Origin of the sequence: Methylopila henanensis (genome assembly GCF_042681025.1) — a bacterium.
Taxonomy (GTDB): domain Bacteria; phylum Pseudomonadota; class Alphaproteobacteria; order Rhizobiales; family Methylopilaceae; genus Methylopila; species Methylopila henanensis.
This window is the reverse complement of the sequence record NZ_JBHUER010000010.1, coordinates 672,274-690,048: the sequence shown is the minus strand read 5'-3', so window position 1 is coordinate 690,048 and position 17,775 is coordinate 672,274. Positions and strand designations below refer to the sequence as shown.

Here is a 17,775-nt window from a genome sequence, read left to right as displayed (position 1 = left end):
TCCCTAAGGTCTGAGATGGATCATAAGTGGTCAGTGAACCGCCGCCGCTGAGCGCCGCAAGCAAAACGAATGATCGTCGTTGAAAACAAATTTCCATGTCGGCGCTATACGCTTAGCGCAGGTCACGCGCGCCTTTGAGACGATAGTCGTGGCTCAAGGCTCGCCGGCGAGCCTTTGCGTCGCTTGCGCCAGCGACGTCAGCGAACCGCCTTCGACCGTCGCGAGATAGGCTTCGCCCATCACGTCCGCGGCGAGATCCTTCAGGGTCGACCCCGGCGGAACCTCGATGGCGAAGGTCACGCCCAGTTCGAGAAGAAGCCGCACGGCATCTCGCCAGCGGACCGGCTCGGCCACGTTGCGCGCCAGATCCTCGGCGATCGCCTGCGGCGTCGACAGACGACGCGCCGTGCGCGCGCTCACGATGGCGCGGCGGGGCGGCTGAAGTTCGACGCCGCTCAAGGCGTCGCGAAGGCAGCTCGCGACCGGCGCGACGAGCGGGCAATGGGAGGGCGTCCGCACGTTCAGCCGCTCCGCTTTGCGGGCGCCGCGCTCGACCGCGAGCCACTCGACATGCGCCAGTGCGGCCTCGGCGCCGGAGACGACGATCTGGAGCTCGGCGTTGCGGTTGGCGACGTAGAGGTCGCCGTCGCGCCGCGCCTCTTCGACGAGGGCCGCCACGACGCTTTCGCGCAGCCCGACGATCGCGGTCATGCCGTACCCCTGCGGGTGACTTTCCGCCATCAATCCGCCGCGCAACGCGACCAGACGCAGGGCGTCCCGAAACGTGAGCGCCCCGGCCGTCACCGCGGCGGGAAACGCCCCGACCGAGTGCCCGGCCACGACGTCCACGCGCGCGCCTTCCGCGAGCAGCGCCCTCGCGGCCGCGACGCCTGCGATCGTAAGCGCCAGCTGGGCGCCGTGGGTGCGCGCGAGCGTCTCGGCGGCGTCGAAGTCGCGCCAGTCGCGGCCGAGCGCGTCGGCCGCCTCCTCGAGCGCCGCGCGGATTTCGGGATGGTCCGGCAGGCCTGACAACATTCCCGGCCGTTGGGAGCCCTGGCCGGGAAAAAGCAGCGCGGTTCTCAGCATAGGGGCGCGAGTTCGTCGCGCGCGACGAGCCGCGGGCCTTCCCGGGTTCTGAGGAGGACGTCGACCGAGCCGCCGAGATACTCGTCGAGGGAGACCGCCCCCTCCGCGAGTTCGAGCAGGACGTCGACCCGCAGCGGCGCGCGATCCGCCTCAGCGGCGAGCCGATCGAGCGTCCGCCGCTCAGGTCGGCGGGTGACACGCAGCACAAGATCCAGGTCGCTGCTGGTGGTCAGGGTCGCGCGTGACGCCGCGAGTTCGAAGCCCGCGGCGCCGGCCGGCCCCCAGGATGCGCCGGTCGCCTCAAGCGCGGGTCGTAGCGAAGCGAGCGCGTCGAACGCCGGATGGGGCCGCGGCGGCGCGCGGCCGGCGAGGTCCGCAGGGGTGACGGCCTCGACCACGTCTTCGGCTCGGACGATCGCGGCGAACCGCTCGGCTCGCGTCGCGCCACGGACGCCTACGGCGACGCGCCCTCCCGCTTCGCCGCCACGCCGGACGACGACCCAAGGCGTCTCGGCGAGGGAGGCCGCGACCCAGGGCGACGCGTCCGCGCCCTCAAGCGCCAAGGGCGACGCCAGACGCAGCAGATCGTGGCACTTCAGGCCCATTGCCGTCTCAACGCCTCCCGCACCCGGATGGAGGCGGCCCGGTTTTCCCGGGCCGCCACGGACGCGAGGCGGCTCGAGAGATCGCGCGGCCCCTGGCGGGCGTCCGCGACGGCGGCCGCGACGCGCCCGGCGACCTTGGCTACGTCCGTGTCGCCCGGCGCGTCGGCGTCGACGCCGTCGATCAGTTCGTGGATCAGCCCGAGCCTCGCGAAGGAGCGCACGTCATAGGCGAGCGGCAGGATCTCCTCGCCGAGTTTCTCCAGCTGCTCGACCGTGCGCTTGGTGACGCGCGCCGCAGCCTGCTTGCCCATGGCATGTATCGACACGCCCGCGTCGTCGAGCGCCAGCACCCGGTTCGACTGATAACCGTGCGCGAGAAACGCGCCGGAGAGCGCGCGGCCGACGATCAGCGACACGACGGGATGCCCGGCGAGCCGGGCGCTCGCATAGGCGTCCGCGGCGGCCGCGCAGGCGAGATGAATGCCGTAAAGCTCCTCGGCGCGGCCATAGGCCTGGCTCGGCACGTCGACGATCGCGAGAATGAGACGCCCGGAGCCGTCCATGGCTTCGCGGACGCGCGCCGCGACGCCCCAGCCTTCGTCGAGCCCGACCTCGCCGGTTCGCGCACGTGGGAACCGGTTGTCGGGATCGGGAGCGACAGCGATCATCCGAACGCGCTCGCCGCCGAGCTCCACGTCGGCCGCGAGCACCGAGGCCGGACCGCCGGCGAGAAGAGGCGCGCCGGCGGCGAGCGCTTCGAACCAGACGCGTCCACGGCTCAAGCCGGCTTCGGTCATCTCTCGTCTCCCGTCCAAAGCGCGCGAAGCGCCGGGCCCGTGGGCTCCGCCGGGAGCCTCCTGAGCCGGTCGCGCCAGAAGTCGATCCGCTCGCTGCGATGTTCGAGCGGGCGCCCGGCCTCGAAGGCCTTGCGGACCGCCTCGGCGATCGCGTCGGCGTCGTCGGCCACGAGTTCGTCGGCGAGGCCGACCGCCCGCCGCTGCTCTCCGCCGGTCAGGCTCCAGATCAGCGGCCGGTCCCGGCTGTCGAGTTCCTCGAGGCCGGCGTTCTGCTCGATCACCTCGGGGCCGTTGAGGCCGAGCCGCCCCTGACGCGTGACGATGAGGCGGCTCATCAGCCCCGCGGTGATGCCCATTCCGCCGAAGCAGCCCACCATGCCGGCGATCACGCCGACGACCGGGACATGGGCGCGCAGCGCCACCACGGCGGCGTGGACGTCGGCCATGGCCGCAAGGCCGAGATTGGCCTCCTGCAGGCGCACGCCCCCCGTATCGAGAACGATGACGGGACGGACCGGCCGTCCGGCCTTGCAGTCATCGAGCGCGAGCTCCAGCGCGCCGGCGATCTTGGCGCCCGACACCTCGCCGGTCGATCCGCCCTGGAACGCGCCTTCGATCGCGATGGCGACCGCCGACGCGCCGCCGATCGTTCCGCGCGCCACCACCACCCCGTCGTCGGCCTGAGGAACGACCCCCTGACGGGCGAGCCAGGGCGACTCGATCCGGTCGAAAGGCCCGAGCAGCTCCCGAAACGTGCCGGGATCGAGCAACGCTTCGGCGCGCGCGCGGGCGCGCAGCTCGACGAAGCTGGCGCGGTCGAGAAGCGCAGGGCGGCTCATCGCCGGGTCTCCTCGAGCGCCTGGGCGAGACGCAGCGAAACGACGCCCGGCGTCGCGCCGAAGTCATTGATGTCGATCTTCGCCGCGATCGGGTTGCGGACGAAGAAGCGTTCGAGCGTGGCGCGCCAGATCGGCTGGAAACCGTCCACGCTGGTGCGCACGGACACGACGGTCTCGTTCGCCGGCTCCATCAGCACCTCGAGATCGCCCGAGCCGACCACGCCCACATGGGCGCGCTTTGCGAGCGGCGCGTTTCCGGAAAAACGGAGTTCGAAGCTTTCCATCGGCTCAGGCCTCCCAGCTCGCGCGGTCGAGCGCATCGAGGAAGAGCGCGGCGGCGAGCATGTCCGCCGCGCCTCCGGGCGAGGCGTTGAGCGCCAGAAGGCGGCGGTCCAAGCTCCGCAGCGCCGCCATGCCGGCCGGCGTCGTGGCGCCGCCGGCCGCGATCACAGCGCGGGCCCCGAGACGCGTCACGCGGAGCGCGAGCCGTCCGCCGCGATGCAGGAGGCAGGTGTCGTCGAGGCTCGTCATCACGGCGAGCAGCGCGTCGAGGCGCGCAACGGTTTCGGAAGCGCCTTGGGCCCGGCGCGTTTGGAGCATGTCGAGCGCCGCTTGTGCGTGCGGGAAGCCCGCCGCGGCCTCGCCGCGCGCGCCCGCCACGCCGTACCGCCTGCAGGCGCGGGCGCCGTTGAGGTCGAGCGGGGGCGCGGCGCGGTCGGGAAACCGGGCGATCTCGCCCGCGGTCGCGCGGATTTCGTCCGCCGAAGCGCCGGGTCGAATGGCGGCCGCCGCGACCAGCAGGCCGAGCGCGAAGATCGCTCCGCGGTGCGTGTTGACCCCTCCGGTCACGGCGAACATCGCGGCTTCGCCGGCGCGACCGATCGCTGCGAGGTCTTCGCGCAACGTCTGGGAAGGGGCGCGGCCCCGGGCCGCCGCTTCGAGCGACGCAAAGGTCGGCCGCAAGGCTCGCGCGGAGGCCAGGAAATGGCCGAGCTCTACGTCGGCGTGCGCGCCGGGGCCGCGAGCGTCCACGAGGCCAGGCTTCGGTGAGAGTTCGGCCTCGGCGATCAGAGCGGAGACGGCGAGGTCTGCAAGGCCGCCAGTAGGCGGAACGGGGCGCGACGCGTCCGCGTAAAGCGGCTTCGCGCCCTTCGCTTCTTTCTGAACCGACCCCTCCCCACCGAGGGGAGGAGAGAGAGGCGCCGCCGACCGTGTATCGTCAGCGACCGCGAGGCAGGACATCGCCATCTCAAAAGCTCCTGAACTTCACCGGGGGCCGGTAGAGCCCTCCCGACCAGTCGACCAGATCCTCGACGGTGCGGGCCGCGAGCAGCGAGCGGGTCGCCTCCGCAGGGTCGACGCCGAGATCCTCCGGATAGGCCACGATCCCCTTGCGCCGCAGGTCGTCGGTTCGCCGGGCGTCATGGCGAAGCCCGATCGGGCTGACGCCTGCGACCGCCGCGATGGCGGCGCGGCGCTCGTCCTCGTCGGCCGCGAGATAAAGGTAGGCGACGCCTTCCTCGGTCACGACATGGCTGACGTCGTCGCCATAGATCATGACCGGCGCGATCGGCATGCCGGCGGCCTGCCCGACGCCGACCGCGTCGAGCTCCTCCACGAAGGTCGGCACGCCGCCCTTCTGGAAGGTCTCGGCCATCTGCACGACGAGCTTCTTGCCCCGGGCCGTCGGCGAGGGGTCGGTCTTCATGTCGAGCCAGGCCTTGCTGGAATGGCGTCGACCGCGCGGGTCGTGGCCCATGTTGGGCGCGCCGCCGAAGCCTGCGAGGCGTCCGGCGGTGACGGTCGAGGAGTTGCCGTCGCCGTCGATCTGGAGCGTCGCCCCGATGAACATGTCGACCGCGTACTGCCCGGCCAGCTGGCAGAACACGCGGTTCGAGCGCAGCGACCCGTCGGGGCCGGTGAAGAACACGTCGGATCGCGCCGCGATGTAGTCCTCCATCCCGACCTCCCCGCCGAAGCAATGCACGCTGTCGACCCAGCCGCTCTCGATCGCGGGAATGAGCGTCGGATGCGGGTTCAACGTCCAGTGCCGGCAGATCTTGCCCCTGAGGCCGAGACGCTCGGCGTATGTCGGGAGCAGCAGCTCGATCGCCGCGGTGTTGAAGCCGATGCCGTGATTGAGCGAGACCACGCCGTGGCGCTCGTAGACCCCGCGGATCGCGAGCATCGCCATCAGCACCTGTTGCTCGGTGATGAGGCGCGGATCGCGCGTGAAGAGCGGCTCGATCGCGGCCGGCCGGTCGGCCTTCACCACGAAGTCGATCCAGTCTCCGGGGATGTCAACGCGCGGCAGTTCGTCGACGATCTCGTTCGCCTGCGCGATCACGATCCCGCCGCCAAAGCAGCAGGCCTCCACGATGGTGGGCGTGTCCTCGGTGTTCGCGCCCGTGTAGAGATTGCCGCGCCGGTCCGCCTTTTCGGCCGCCACCAGCGCGACGCGTGGCGTCAGGTCCACGAACATGCGGGCGTAGAGCTCGACATAGGTGTGGATGGCGCCGACCTCGAGCAGCCCGTCCTCAAGCAGTTGCGCCACCCGTAGCGACTGCGGGCCGGCGTAGGCGAAGTCGATCTTCTTCGCGACCCCGGTCTCGAAGATGTCGATCTGCTCGGGACGGGAGATCGACGAGATCAGGAGATGAAGGTCGTGGACCTTCGCAGGAGCGACCTTCGCAAGCGAGCGGGAGAGGAAGTCGGCCTGCTTCTGGTTGTCGCCCTCGAGCGCGACGCGGTCGCCCGGACGCAGCACGGCTTCGAGCGCCTCGACCATCTTCGCGGCGTCGAGCGTCTTGCCGTCCGCGAAGGCTTGGGTCCCGCGCAGCCGCTCCGCCTTGTCGTCGCGGCGGGCGGTCCAGGAACGGCCGGTCTCGGTCGATTGCGTCATGGCGTCTTTCAAACCTTCATCAGGCGCAGCGCGCGCTTCGAGACGACGGCCGGCGTCGCGTCCTCACGCCGGGGAGCTTCGGGCGCACGCCCGAGGCTCCCCGAAGCGCGCGGGACCGCCGGCCTCATCGCGCTCACAGCGCCACGAACAGGAACCAGACCACGAAGGGCGCGATCGCCGTGACGAGCGCTCCGTAGCCGAGCAACTGCTTGAAGAAGGCGTCGCGGGAGCCTTCCGGCGAATTCGCCAGCACCAGCGCGCCGTTGGTCGAGAAAGGCGAGACATCGACGATCGTGGACGAGACCGCCATGGCCGCGATGAAGCCGATCGCGCCGACGCCCGTGTCGCCTTGCAGGAACGGCACCGCGAGCGGGATCAGCGAGCCGAGCACCGCGGTCGACGAGGCGAAGGCGGACACCACCGCGCCGATGAGGCACAGCAGCAGCGCGACGAAGATCGGCGAGGCGAGATGCGTCACGCCGTTCGCGACGAAATCGATCGTGCCCATCTTCTCCATCACGCCGACATAGGTCGACACGCCGGTGATGAGGACGATCTCGGGCCAGGTGACCTGCGCGACCGCCTTGCGCTGGAGGGTCGGCGAGATAAGCGACAGGACGAGGCCGATCGCGATCGCGCAGAAGCCGATGTCGAGGTTGAAGCCGAGGGTCAGCACGGCGAGCGCCACGATGCCGACGAGCGTCGCGATCTGGTAGGGCCGGCTGTCGGCCATCGGATGTTCGGGCTTCCGGTTGTGGGCGATGTCCTCCTCGGCCAGCAGGGCCTCGGTTTCGGCGTCGCCATAGCGCTCCGGCGTCTCGGCCGGACGGGCCCGGTCGTCGACGATGTCGGCGTTGGACGGACCGCCCGCGGGCGCGAGCCGGGCGCCGAACAGCTTCCGGCCGCCGAGCACGAAGAACAGCAGCAGCGCGACGCCGCCATTGACCGCGAAGCTCGCGAGGAAGGTGACCATCGGCTCGAGCGGAAGGCCGGCCTTGGCCACGACGCCGTTGGTGATGCCGCCATAGATCGAGATCGGCGAGAAGCCGCCGGCCTGCGCCCCGTGGATGACCATGAGGCCCATCAGAAGCGGCGAGATTCCGTATTTGATCGCGAAGCCGAGCGCGATCGGCGCGATGATGGCGACCGCGCCGGGCGAGACGGCGCCGACGGAGGTCAGCGCCGCCGCGACGAAGAACATGATCCACGGGATCGCGGCGACGCGGCCCTTCACGGCGCGCACCGCGATCCGCACCAGCCAGTCGATGGTGCCGTTCGTCTGCGCGATGGCGAACAGATAGGTGATGCCGACGAGCGTCAGGAAGAGGCCGGTCGGGAAGAAGCCGAGAATGGCCTTGCTCGTGAGGCCCGCGACGAGCGTTCCGAGCAGGAAGGCCCCGGTGAAGGCGATGACGCCCATATTCACCGGCAGCACGGTCGCCACGACGAACATCAGGCCAAGGCCGAGGATCGACAGGATCTCAGGCGACATGGGCCGCCCTCCCGCGTCCGGTGAGATTTGACGCTTCTGGACAGGCCGCTCGCGCAAAGCCGCAGCCCCCGCGCCGCAGGGGCGCGAGCTCAAGCTCTTTCATGGCATTTCCTCCACGGGCAAGGCCGTTTTCGGCTCTCGTTGCATCCATGGAACGCCCACAAAAATACGCTGTCAATAATTTCGTATACAAAAACCTCGGTTGTGCGTTTCAGCAGGGGCGCCTAAATTTCCTGCGTTCTTCCTCGCCATCGCCAGGCCACGCTGAAAATGACCGCCGCAGCGACCGCGCCCCTCGCCTTCGATCCAACCGGCCGCCGGGCCGACGCCCTGCGCCTGGAGCTCGAGAACGCGATCGTCACCGGCCGTTTCAAGCCGGGCGACAGGCTGGACGAGCAGTCGCTCGCGGATCGGTTCGGCGTGTCGCGCACCCCTCTGCGGGAAGCGCTCGGCCAATTGGCGGCGACGGGCCTCGTGACGCTGATGCCGCGACGAGGCGCCTTCGTCGCGACGCTTGGCTTTCGCGACATCATCGAGCGGTTCGAGACCATGGCGGCGCTCGAGGCGATGGCCGGAAGCCTCGCGGCGCGCCGGATCGACGGTCCGGGCCGCCGCGATCTGGAAGCCTCTCTGCAGTCCTGCCGCGACGAGGCCGAGCGCAGCGACAGCGACAGCTACTACCTCGCGAACGAGAGCTTTCACCTCGTCATCTACGCCCAGGCGCACAACGCCTTCCTGGGCGACGAGGCGCGCCGGCTGCACCAGCGGCTCAAGCCTTACCGACGCCTGCAGCTGAGAGCTGGCGCGCGCGTCAGCGTCTCGCTCGCCGAGCACGAGCGCATCGCCGAGGCGATCCTTGCCGGCGATTCCGCGAGCGCCGAACGCGAGCTCAAGAACCACATCCTCGTCCAAGGCGACCGCCTGAACGACTTTCTCGCAGCCTTCGAGCGCTCGACGTCCGCCTAGCGGCGATCAGCGAGAGCCTGACGCCACAGCTGCGCAGGCGTGTCGACGTCCTGCGGCGTCGTCTTCGCCATGAGCCTGCTTTTCGCTTTCGGCGACGATCCCGCGTTTCAGCACGACCTCAAGATCGGCGACCTTCTCGAAATCCTTCAGCAGCCCTCATCGGCCGGCTGGATGCGCGGCGACGCGCGGATCAGCGCATCCGGATCGGAATCCGAAGCGGGCGAGACCGTGTCCGTCCTTTAGGCCCGAGCGCCCCCTTTGGCCCGTGCCGTCGCCTTGACGGCGACGCCGAGCGCCTGTCGCCGCCGGGCCCGCGTGACGAGGCGAACGCGTCGGTCGATCTTCAACCGGTCCACGAGCTCCTCCTTTTCTTGCGCGTCAGAACTGCCAGTTGGCGGGCACCCAGGCGTAGGCGGCGTCGGTCTTGAGCATCCGACCGAGGCCGGGGAACGGGAAGTGGAAGCCAAGCACGGGTATGCGGTCGGCCGCCGCCCGGTCGAAGATGCGCCGGCGGGAGGCGAGGGCCGCCTCCTTGTCGCGGTCCGGGCCGGGAATCCAGGGCCTGTCCACGTTGACGACCGGGTGATAGGCGAGGTCCGCCGTCAGCAGCAGCTGATCGTCGCCGGAATGGACGAGAAACGTCGCCATGCCCGGCGTGTGGCCGGACGCGACGATCGTCGTAAGGCCGGGCACGATCTCGGCGCCGGCCTCATAGAGCGTGAGATCGTTCTTCACCGGCTCGAGGCTGTTCTTGATGGCCGCCGCGAAGCGCACGCGGAAATCCTGCGGGACGGGCATGTAGGATAGGTCCGGGTCGGCGCGGACGAAGAAATCCCAGTCCGCCTTCGGGACGAAGACCGTGGCGCGGGGAAAGGCTTTGCCGCCGTCCGCCGTTCTCAGATTGCCCACATGATCGGGATGGGTGTGCGACACGACGATCACGTCGATGTCGGCGGGGCCAAGTCCAAGCGCCGCCAGGTTCTCGAAAATGCGGCCGCCGTTCGGGCCCATCGTCTTGCCCGCGCCCGCCTCGATCAGGATCCGCCGCCCGCCGGTCTCGATCAGCAGCGTGTTGAGGTTGAGCGTCATGTGGTCGGGGGCAAGAAACGCGCGTCGCAGCGCCTCCTGAAGCTCCGCCTCGGGCGCGTCGCTCGCATAGACGCGCGGCGGACCTCCGATGACGCCGTCGCTCAGGACGGTCGCCCGGATGTCGCCGACACGGAAGCGGTAGCAGCCGAAATTGCCGCTCAGCGAGAGCGCCCCTTGAGCCTTCGCGCCGCCGGAGCCGCCGATGGCCGGGACGACCGCGCTTGATGCGCCGGCGACGGCGGACAGCATGATGACGCGTCGGTTGAGGGTGAAGGCGTTCATCGGTCTTCCCTTCCGTGTGGGCTCCGCGCCTCATTCCGTCGGGGTCCCGAGGAGCCGGCGAGAGGAAGCAAGCCGGGCGCGGCGGTTACGGCGGCGGCGACCATGACATGACGTCATTCAAGCGATAAGATGCGCAATCAGGATCAGCTTGATTAGAAAAACTTCTTAATGAACCCCATCCGGCTCGACAGCTTTGATGTGTTCGTCTCGATCGTGCGTTGTGGCGGCTTCCGCGCTGCGGCGCTCGAGCGCCGCGTGTCGTCATCGGCCCTGAGCCAGACGATGCACGCGCTCGAGGAGAGCCTCGGCATCCGGCTGCTCAATCGCACGACGAGAAGCGTGTCGCCCACGGAAGCCGGGCAACGTCTCCTTGAACGGTTGGCGCCCGCGCTGGGCGACATCCGGCTGGCGATCGCGGAGGTCGGCGCGTTGAGGGACACGCCGTCCGGCACGCTCCGGATCAACGCCCCGGCGCCGGCGGTCGACCATGTTCTTTGCCCGCTGGCGTTCGACTTCATGGACGCCTATCGCGAGGTGAACATTGAAATCATCAGCGACGCCGCGGTCATCGACATCGTGGAGCAGGGCTTCGACGCCGGCGTCAGATTCGGCAAGCAGCTGGCGCAGGACATGATCGCGCTGCCGCTTGGGCCCGCGCTTCGCTATGCGATCGTCGCTTCGCCGGGCTACGTCGAAAGGCGCGGCCGACCGCAGACGCCGCACGATCTCGTCCGTCACGAATGCGTCAAGCGCAGGTTTCCCGGGGGCGCTCTGGTCACCTGGCGGTTCGCCAAGGGGAACGAAGAGATAGAGGTCACTCCCACGGGCCGCCTCATGGTGAGTTCGGCGCATAACGAGTTGCAGGCGGCGCTGGCCGGCAGGGGGATAGCCCACATCTTCGATGACTACGCCAAACCCCATATCCTGAACGGCGGACTCGTCGAGCTCCTCTCCGGTTGGAGCCCGACATTGCCGCACTGGTTTCTATATTATCCGAGCCGACGTCTCCCGAGCGCCGCCATGCGCGCTTTTCTCGATTACGTCAGGAGCTACGACTGGCAGGCCGGAGCGGCGGACCGGGGACCCAAGGTCATGCCGTAGCGGGCCGCAGCCATATCAAGCACAGCGGGCGCAAGGTCGAAGACCCTGTCCAAACCGCGCGTCTTTCAGGCTTCATTTGACGCGCTGGAATTCGATCTTGATTCTCGTCCCGTCCGGTCGCCGAAAATGCTCGGTCATACGGTCGCCATCGACCACCAGACTCAGATCGTCACGAGTCCGGACGCCGCCCACCCAATTCGGAAATGTCGAGCCTTCCACCCGGTTCCCGCTGAATTCGCCCTTCTCGTCGACGGTGTAGGTTCCGAAAAACCCGATGCTGCGCGACATGGCCATGCGGTTTTCATCATCCGTTCCCTGGCCGCGAGCATCGGAAGCAAACCGCGGGACGTCAGCGTCAGTAAGAACTTCGACGAAATGCATGTCGGGAGTGAAGACAAGAAGACCGTTCGGTTTGTCTCCATAGGCGGCGATGTTTTTCCCCCCGGGGTCGATCGTCGCCGACATCATCCGCCAGGTCCCCACGACCTGGTTCTCTGCGGCGGTCTGCGCCAAGGCGGAAGACGAGATGCTCAAGGCGAGAGCGAGTGTAATCGGGCGATTGAGCATGGCTTTCCTTTGTTGTTCATGGGGGACTGTGCGTCCAAACCCTCGCGGCTGCATCGCAGATGCTCTTAGTCCGCGTAATTCGCGGTCTCCTGCTGCGCCTCAAGGGTCTTCAGCCGCGCAAGGATCGTCGCCCATCCTTCGCGCCTTCGGAGGTAGATCATCGAGGATGGTGATATAAGGTCTTCAATATGGGATGATGGGGTGAAAATTAGTCACGAATGGCCCGCCCGAGCCTGAACGATCTGGCCGCTTTCGCAGCGGTGGCCAACCATCGGAGTTTCCGCCGCGCCGCCGATGTCCTGGGCGTTTCGCGCTCCGCGCTCAGCCACGCGATCATCGGCCTGGAGGGAAAGCTGGGCGTCCGGCTGTTCAACCGAACGACGCGCAGCGTGTCGCTCACTCAGGCCGGCGCACGCCTGCTCGCACGCCTCGATCCGGTTCTTCAGGATCTCGACCAGGCGCTCGATACGCTCTCGGACGAACGCGGAACCCCCAGCGGCGCGCTGCGGATCAACGCGAACAAGAGCGGCGCCCGCATCCTGCTGGCAGAGGTCGTGCCGCCGTTTCTCGATCTCTATCCCGAAGTCGAGCTCGATCTGGTCTCGGAGGGACAGCTCGTCGACATCGTGGAACGGGGCTTCGACGCCGGAGTGCGCCTGCTTGAGGCCGTGCCGCGCGACATGGTCGCGGTCAGGTTCGGGGGCGAGGTGCGTTTCATCGCCGTGGCCGCGCCGTCCTATCTGAAGGGCCGCGCGACGCCGAAGACGCCCGACGACCTGCATGCGCATCGCTGCATCCGTCAACGCTTGCCCAGCGGCAAACGCTATCGCTGGGAGTTCGCCAAACGCGGCGCCGAGATCGCGGTCGACGCGCCGGGCCGCCTCACTCTCGACGACAATGATCTTCTCGTGCAGGCGGCGGTGGCCGGGCGCGGCGTCGCCTATGTCCCCGAGCATTTCGCCAAGCCATTTCTGAAATCAGGTCAGCTTGTGGCCGTTCTCGATGACTGGTGCCCGCCGACGCCGGGCTTGGCGCTCTATTACCCGCGCAGCCGGCACGTGCCGTCGCCGTTGCGGGCCTTCATCGATCTGTTGAAGCAGCTGGACAGGACCCGATGACGGCCGCGAGGCCCAACGGCACCACCCCCGGTTAGAGCTTCAGGGGTATCCTCGGGCTTCATGTTTCTGCGGGCTAGGCGCGACGCAATTCCTGCGAATCTGTCAGAAAGATCTGATGGGGACGCCGCGCGAGGCGGCGCCGAAACATGACGCGGAATGCGCGGCGTCGGTTCCGGCCCGTCGCTGGGGCGGTCGCAGCCGAGGCCGCGTCTGGCCGCCCCTTGCCGCCGCCGGACCGACGGAGGCCGACTCCGTATCGAAATCCATCTCGCCAGCTCGCGACCGGTCCGAAGTTCGAGAGATGTCGAACGGATCGCACTCTGCGCCAATTCTCGATGCGTGCGCCGAGCGATCCCTTGTTCGAAAGACGGTCCATACCGTACGCTGCGCGATATCTTCGCAATCGTCCGGGGTTTCATGGACCCGCTGTCGCAAGTCCTCTCGCTGCTCAAACCGCAGAGCTACATTTCCTCCGGCTTCCATGCCGGCGGCGACTGGTCCGTGCAGTTCGGCAGCCAGCACCAGCTCATCAAGTGCTACGTGGTCGTTGCGGGTTCCTGCTGGCTCGCCGTCGACGGGCTTCCCGAGCCGTTGGCCCTCGAGGAAGGCGACAGTTTCGTCCTGCCGAGCGGCCGGCCCTTTCGCCTCGCCAGCGATCTCACCCTACCGTCCGTTTCGGCCTCCGAAATCCTTCCGCCCGCCCGAAGGGGCGGCGAGGTGCGCCTCAACGGCGGCGGCGACCTGTTTCTGGTCGGCAGCCGTTTCGGCGTGAGCGGCGGCCATGCCGACATGCTGTTGGCGCTGCTGCCGCCCGTCGTGCATCTTAGAAAGGCCTCTGAGCAGGCCGCGCTGCGATGGTCGGTCGAGCGGATGATGCAGGAGCTGCGCGAGGGCGAGCCGGGCGGCTATCTGGTCGCCCAGCACCTCGCCCACATGATGCTGGTCCAGGCGCTGCGCGTTCATCTGGCGGAGGGACCCGGGCTCGGCGTTGGATGGTTCTTCGCGCTCGCCGACAAGCAGCTCGCCAAGGCGATCAACGCCATCCACGCCGATCCGGCTCGCCGCTGGACGCTGCAGGAGCTCGGCGAGGCCGCCGGCATGTCCCGCTCGACCTTCGCGCTGCGGTTCAAGGAGACCGCGGGCGAAACGCCGATGGACTATCTCAGCCGGTGGCGCATGCTGCTCGCCTGCGACCGGCTGGAGAACAGCGGCGATCCTGTCTCCGTCATCGCGCCTGAGCTCGGCTACGAATCCGAAAGCGCGTTCAGCACGGCGTTCAAGCGCGTGATGGGCTGCTCGCCCCGGCAATATGGCCGGGCCCGGAAGCCGGCCGGATCGCGGACTGATGCGCACGTGCCGCTGTCTCCGGCGCAGCTTCTGGCGGGTTAGGATCACCCGGGCCAGGAATGCGGCCGCCGCTCACCCATTGAGCTCGTCCAGCAGCTCATCGAGGTCGCCGCGCGTCTCGAGGCGGGATTTCTCCGACGGGCCGTAGCCAATTTCCAGCTCGCCCGCCGCGAGGCGCGGCGGACGGCGTCTGGCGTCGCTCTCCGGACGGACGCGAAGGTAATGCGGACTTTCCAGCATGGGTCGTCCCCATGCCCACGACTACCCTCCTGGACCTGAGACGAAAACATCCAGTCCTTCGAGAGACGTCGTCGCATGACACAGAAGCAATCCGATCCCGTATCCGGCCGGGAACCGCACAGCATCGACCGCCGCCACTTCATCGGCGGCCTCGCCGCGGGCGCAGGAGCAACCGCCATGATGGCCGACTTCAGTTTGTCGTCCGCGCAGGAAGCGATGTCGGCCGACCGGACGATCGTCGTCACCGCGCCCACCGGCGGCATCGGTCGTCAGGTCGTGGACAATGTGCTCGACAGCGGCGCGCGGCTTCGCCTGATCGCCCGCGATCCTTCACGCCTCTCGGCGCAGGTGCGTGAACGAGCCGAGGTCGTTCAGGGGTCCCACAGCGACCCCGCCGTCGTGAACCGCGCCTTCGAGGGCGCTGACACCGTCTTCTGGCTCTGCCCGCCGGACGACCAGGCCGCGACCCCCATGGACGCCTATGTCGGCTTCACGCGGCCGGCGGCCGAGGCGATCAGAAGCCGGGGCGTCCGGCGGGTCGTCGGCATTTCCGCTCTCGGCCGCGGCACGCCGATGGCCGCCCGCGCCGGGTTCGTCACGGCGTCGCTGGCGATGGACGACCTGATCGCGAGCACGGGCGTGGGATTCCGGGCGCTGACCATGCCCTCGTTCATGGACAACCTCGCCCGGCAGGCGGCGGTCATCAGAGATAAGGGCGTTTTCTTCTCCCCGATTGACGGGGATCGCAGAATGCCGTCCTGCGCGACCCGCGACATCGCCGCCGCCGCCGCGCGCCTGCTGCTCGATCCCGTCTGGGACGGCCAAGGCCATCTCGCGGTGCTCGGCCCGGAGGACATCTCCTTCAACGACATGGCGCGGATCATGACGGAGGTGATCGGCAAGCCGACCCGGTTCGAACGCATGTCGTTCGAGGCGTACAAGGCCATGTTCGTCCGGTTCGGCATGTCGGGCGGCATGGCCCAGGGAATGACCGACATGGCCCGAGCCAAGAACGAGGGTCTCGACAACGCCGAACCCCGCACCTTGGAAAACACGACGCCCACCAGCTTCCGCCAGTGGTGCGAGGACGAGCTGAAGCCCCTCGTCATCTAAGGCCTCTGCGAGCCGACCCATCGCTCTAATCGGCGACCGACGAACCGCGCGGCGGCGGCTCGTCGGAACGCGTCTCCGTGTCCGAAGACGAACAGTTCAGTGATCTAAGGAAAACAGCGCTTTGACCGTCTCATCTCCATGGCCGCGTCGGATATCCAGGCTGTTCAACGTCGAGCAGCACGAGGCCGGCGCGGTGATCGCCGGGCTGCTGATGTTCTTCCTGCTGCTCGCCGGCTACTTCATGCTTCGTCCCGTCCGCGAGACCATGGGGGTCGCGGGCGGCGTGGATAATCTGCAATGGCTCTTCACCGGAACGTTCGTCGCCACGCTGGCGGCGCTTCCGGTCTTCGGCTGGCTGGCGTCCAGACTGCCGCGCAGAACCCTGCTGCCGTGGCTGTACGGCGGCTGCGCCATCGTGCTCGTCGGCTTCGCCATCGGTTTCCAGCTTGCGCCTGAAAACCTCTGGGCGGCGCGGGCCTTCTACATCTGGCTGTCCGTCTTCAACCTGCTGACCATATCTCTGGCCTGGAGCACGCTGGCCGATGTGCTGGCGGCCGGGCAGGCCAAGCGGACCTTCGCCCTGATCGCCAGCGGAGCCAGCATCGGCGGGCTGGCCGGGCCCATCATCGGCGCCGTGCTGGTGGCGCCGGTCGGCCATGCCGGCCTGCTCCTGGTTTCGGCCCTGATGCTGACGGGAAGCGCCGCGGCCGCCATCTGGCTCCATCGCTGGCGCGACGCGCACCCGGCCGAGACCTCGGCGCGCGCCGAGGACGCCACGAGGCGTAGGCCAATCGGCGGAAGCCCCTTCGCCGGCGCGGTCGAGACCTTCCGGTCTCCCTATCTCCTCGGCATCACCGCCTTCGTCGTGCTGCTCGCGAGCGTCAACACGTTCCTCTACTTCGAGCAGGCAAGGCTGGTCGCCGAATACTTCCCCGACCGAACGACGCAGACGCAGGTCTTCGGCGCGATCGACGCCGTCGTGCAGGGCTTGTCGCTGGTGATCCAGGCGTTCGTGACCGGTCACATCGCCAAGCGGCTCGGCGTCGGCGTCCTGCTGGTCGCCGTTCCCGTCGCGATGGCGGCGGGCTTTCTCGCGCTCGCCTTGACCCCGATCTTCGCGGTGTTCGTGGTGGTCATGGTCGTCCGGCGCGTCGGCGAGTACGCGCTCATCCGCCCGGGACGTGAGATGCTCTACACGGTCCTGCCGGCCGAGCAGAAGTACAAGGCGAAGAACTTCATCGACACCGTCGTCTATCGCGGCGGCGACGCCGTCAGCGGCTGGCTGAAGAGCGGCATCGACCTCGTCAGCGGCAACCCGGCGGCGGCGATGGTTTTCGGCGCGTGTCTGGCGGCGGCCTGGGGCCTCTGCGGTTTTTTTCTCGGCCGCCGGGAGAGGCTTCTTGAGCGAAACTCCTCGACTGCGGGGGTCGGCGGCCTGGGGCCGCACGAGCGATCGCCTGCGGATGCGCTCTCGCCCGAACTGCCGAAGCTGAACTGAGGTATCCGATTTGCAGAACGTGACGCCGCCGACGCCGCCATCCATAGCGGGCTCAATGGTCTTCAAGATGCAGACCGCCGCCGAGGCCGGGCGGCCATGAGGCGCGCCGCGCTGCTGTTGGCCGCCGCCCTGACCATGGGATGCGCGGCGCAGACGCCGGCGGTGGTCGTCGGCACATCCGCGGCCTCGGCGTCCGCCCGGTCGCGAACCGTGTCGTTCGAGACCCACCGGCGCGACGCGCTGGACGGGATGGAACGTCGCCGCGCGTTTCAGGGCTCCGGCCCAGCGAGGGAGCTCGCTTGGAACGCGCCTATGGAATGGCGGCCCCGCGGCCGCCCCCGCGCAGGCGTGCTGCTGGTTCACGGGCTCGGCGATTCCCCATGGACCTTCCGCGATATCGGCGCCGCGCTCGCCGCCCGCGGCTATCTCGTGCGGACGGTCCTGCTGCCGGGGCATGGAACGCGTCCGGAGGATCTGCTCGACGTGACGCTGGAGGAGTGGCGCCGGGTCGTCGAGGCACAGACCGACGCCCTGCGAAGCGAGGTGGGCCTGATCGTCCTTGGCGGCTTTTCGACCGGCGCCAATCTGATTGTCGAACAGGCCTATCGGAATGACGACGTCGCCGGCCTGCTGCTGTTCTCGCCGGCGTTCAGATCGGACAGCGCCTACGCCTGACTGACGCCCTGGGTCGCGTGGGTGCGCCCCTGGCTAAGGGAGCCAGACGGCGTGCGTC

General features: G+C 68.6%; 18 protein-coding genes. 8 read left to right on the top strand and 10 right to left on the bottom strand.

Translation table 11 applies throughout. The features are described 5' to 3' along the window. Positions 1-153: 153 nt before the first annotated feature. The 8 genes from mdcH to ACFSCV_RS16400 form a co-directional block, all read right to left on the bottom strand. The gene (gene mdcH, locus ACFSCV_RS16435; protein WP_378800641.1) at positions 154-1,086 is read right to left on the bottom strand and encodes a malonate decarboxylase subunit epsilon; all 933 of its coding nucleotides are present in this window, start codon (positions 1,084-1,086) and stop codon (positions 154-156) included. Then, a complete protein-coding gene (locus tag ACFSCV_RS16430) occupies positions 1,080-1,691 on the bottom strand; it encodes a malonate decarboxylase holo-ACP synthase (protein ID WP_378800640.1) in 612 nt (203 codons plus the stop codon). The genes mdcH and ACFSCV_RS16430 overlap by 7 nt, the downstream gene beginning before the upstream one ends. Further along, the gene (gene mdcE / locus ACFSCV_RS16425) at positions 1,682-2,488 is read right to left on the bottom strand and encodes a biotin-independent malonate decarboxylase subunit gamma (RefSeq protein WP_378800639.1); all 807 of its coding nucleotides are present in this window, start codon (positions 2,486-2,488) and stop codon (positions 1,682-1,684) included. Before mdcE ends, ACFSCV_RS16430 begins: the two co-directional genes overlap by 10 nt. Beyond that, entirely contained in the window at positions 2,485-3,327 is an 843-nt protein-coding gene (locus tag ACFSCV_RS16420; RefSeq protein ID WP_378800638.1) for a biotin-independent malonate decarboxylase subunit beta, read from the bottom strand. The genes mdcE and ACFSCV_RS16420 overlap by 4 nt, the downstream gene beginning before the upstream one ends. Next, positions 3,324-3,611 carry a malonate decarboxylase subunit delta gene (locus ACFSCV_RS16415; RefSeq protein ID WP_378800637.1) on the bottom strand — a complete coding sequence of 96 codons (288 nt, stop codon included), beginning with the start codon at positions 3,609-3,611 and terminating at the stop codon, positions 3,324-3,326. The genes ACFSCV_RS16420 and ACFSCV_RS16415 overlap by 4 nt, the downstream gene beginning before the upstream one ends. A 4-nt stretch (positions 3,612-3,615) precedes the next feature. After that, entirely contained in the window at positions 3,616-4,569 is a 954-nt protein-coding gene (locus tag ACFSCV_RS16410) for a triphosphoribosyl-dephospho-CoA synthase (protein WP_378800761.1), read from the bottom strand. A gap of 7 nt (positions 4,570-4,576) precedes the next feature. Further along, positions 4,577-6,229 carry a malonate decarboxylase subunit alpha gene (gene mdcA / locus ACFSCV_RS16405; protein WP_378800636.1) on the bottom strand — a complete coding sequence of 551 codons (1,653 nt, stop codon included), beginning with the start codon at positions 6,227-6,229 and terminating at the stop codon, positions 4,577-4,579. 133 nt (positions 6,230-6,362) lie between these two features. Then, the gene (locus tag ACFSCV_RS16400) at positions 6,363-7,721 is read right to left on the bottom strand and encodes an SLC13 family permease (RefSeq protein ID WP_378800635.1); all 1,359 of its coding nucleotides are present in this window, start codon (positions 7,719-7,721) and stop codon (positions 6,363-6,365) included. 270 nt (positions 7,722-7,991) lie between these two features. Between ACFSCV_RS16400 and ACFSCV_RS16395 the strand changes: the two genes are divergently transcribed. Together ACFSCV_RS16395 and ACFSCV_RS16390 are read left to right on the top strand one after the other, a co-directional pair. Further along, a complete protein-coding gene (locus ACFSCV_RS16395) occupies positions 7,992-8,687 on the top strand; it encodes a GntR family transcriptional regulator (protein ID WP_378800634.1) in 696 nt (231 codons plus the stop codon). Positions 8,688-8,756: 69 nt separating this feature from the next. Next, positions 8,757-8,930, top strand: coding sequence for a hypothetical protein (locus tag ACFSCV_RS16390; protein WP_378800633.1), 174 nt, complete (start codon positions 8,757-8,759; stop codon positions 8,928-8,930). Positions 8,931-9,065: 135 nt separating this feature from the next. Here the strand turns inward: ACFSCV_RS16390 and ACFSCV_RS16385 are convergent, their stop codons facing one another. Then, entirely contained in the window at positions 9,066-10,058 is a 993-nt protein-coding gene (locus tag ACFSCV_RS16385) for an MBL fold metallo-hydrolase (protein ID WP_378800632.1), read from the bottom strand. 168 nt (positions 10,059-10,226) lie between these two features. On the opposite strand from ACFSCV_RS16385, the gene ACFSCV_RS16380 reads away from it, so the two are divergent. After that, the gene (locus tag ACFSCV_RS16380; protein WP_378800631.1) at positions 10,227-11,159 is read left to right on the top strand and encodes a LysR family transcriptional regulator; all 933 of its coding nucleotides are present in this window, start codon (positions 10,227-10,229) and stop codon (positions 11,157-11,159) included. A gap of 72 nt (positions 11,160-11,231) precedes the next feature. Here the strand turns inward: ACFSCV_RS16380 and ACFSCV_RS16375 are convergent, their stop codons facing one another. Beyond that, positions 11,232-11,726, bottom strand: coding sequence for a lipocalin-like domain-containing protein (locus ACFSCV_RS16375; protein WP_378800630.1), 495 nt, complete (start codon positions 11,724-11,726; stop codon positions 11,232-11,234). 218 nt (positions 11,727-11,944) lie between these two features. On the opposite strand from ACFSCV_RS16375, the gene ACFSCV_RS16370 reads away from it, so the two are divergent. The 5 genes from ACFSCV_RS16370 (at position 11,945) to ACFSCV_RS16350 (ending at position 17,717) form a co-directional block, all read left to right on the top strand. Continuing rightward, on the top strand, positions 11,945-12,844 hold the full coding sequence (locus ACFSCV_RS16370; RefSeq protein ID WP_378800629.1) for a LysR family transcriptional regulator: 900 nt from the start codon (positions 11,945-11,947) through the stop codon (positions 12,842-12,844). Positions 12,845-13,261: 417 nt separating this feature from the next. Further along, positions 13,262-14,233: an AraC family transcriptional regulator gene (locus tag ACFSCV_RS16365; protein WP_378800628.1), complete on the top strand. Its 972-nt coding sequence runs from the start codon at positions 13,262-13,264 to the stop codon at positions 14,231-14,233. A gap of 273 nt (positions 14,234-14,506) precedes the next feature. Further along, positions 14,507-15,544 carry an NAD(P)H-binding protein gene (locus ACFSCV_RS16360; RefSeq protein ID WP_378800627.1) on the top strand — a complete coding sequence of 346 codons (1,038 nt, stop codon included), beginning with the start codon at positions 14,507-14,509 and terminating at the stop codon, positions 15,542-15,544. 121 nt (positions 15,545-15,665) lie between these two features. Further along, positions 15,666-17,042: an NTP/NDP exchange transporter gene (locus ACFSCV_RS16355; protein ID WP_378800626.1), complete on the top strand. Its 1,377-nt coding sequence runs from the start codon at positions 15,666-15,668 to the stop codon at positions 17,040-17,042. A gap of 96 nt (positions 17,043-17,138) precedes the next feature. Continuing rightward, positions 17,139-17,717: an alpha/beta hydrolase gene (locus ACFSCV_RS16350; RefSeq protein ID WP_378800625.1), complete on the top strand. Its 579-nt coding sequence runs from the start codon at positions 17,139-17,141 to the stop codon at positions 17,715-17,717. The last annotated feature ends 58 nt before the right edge of the window (positions 17,718-17,775 follow it).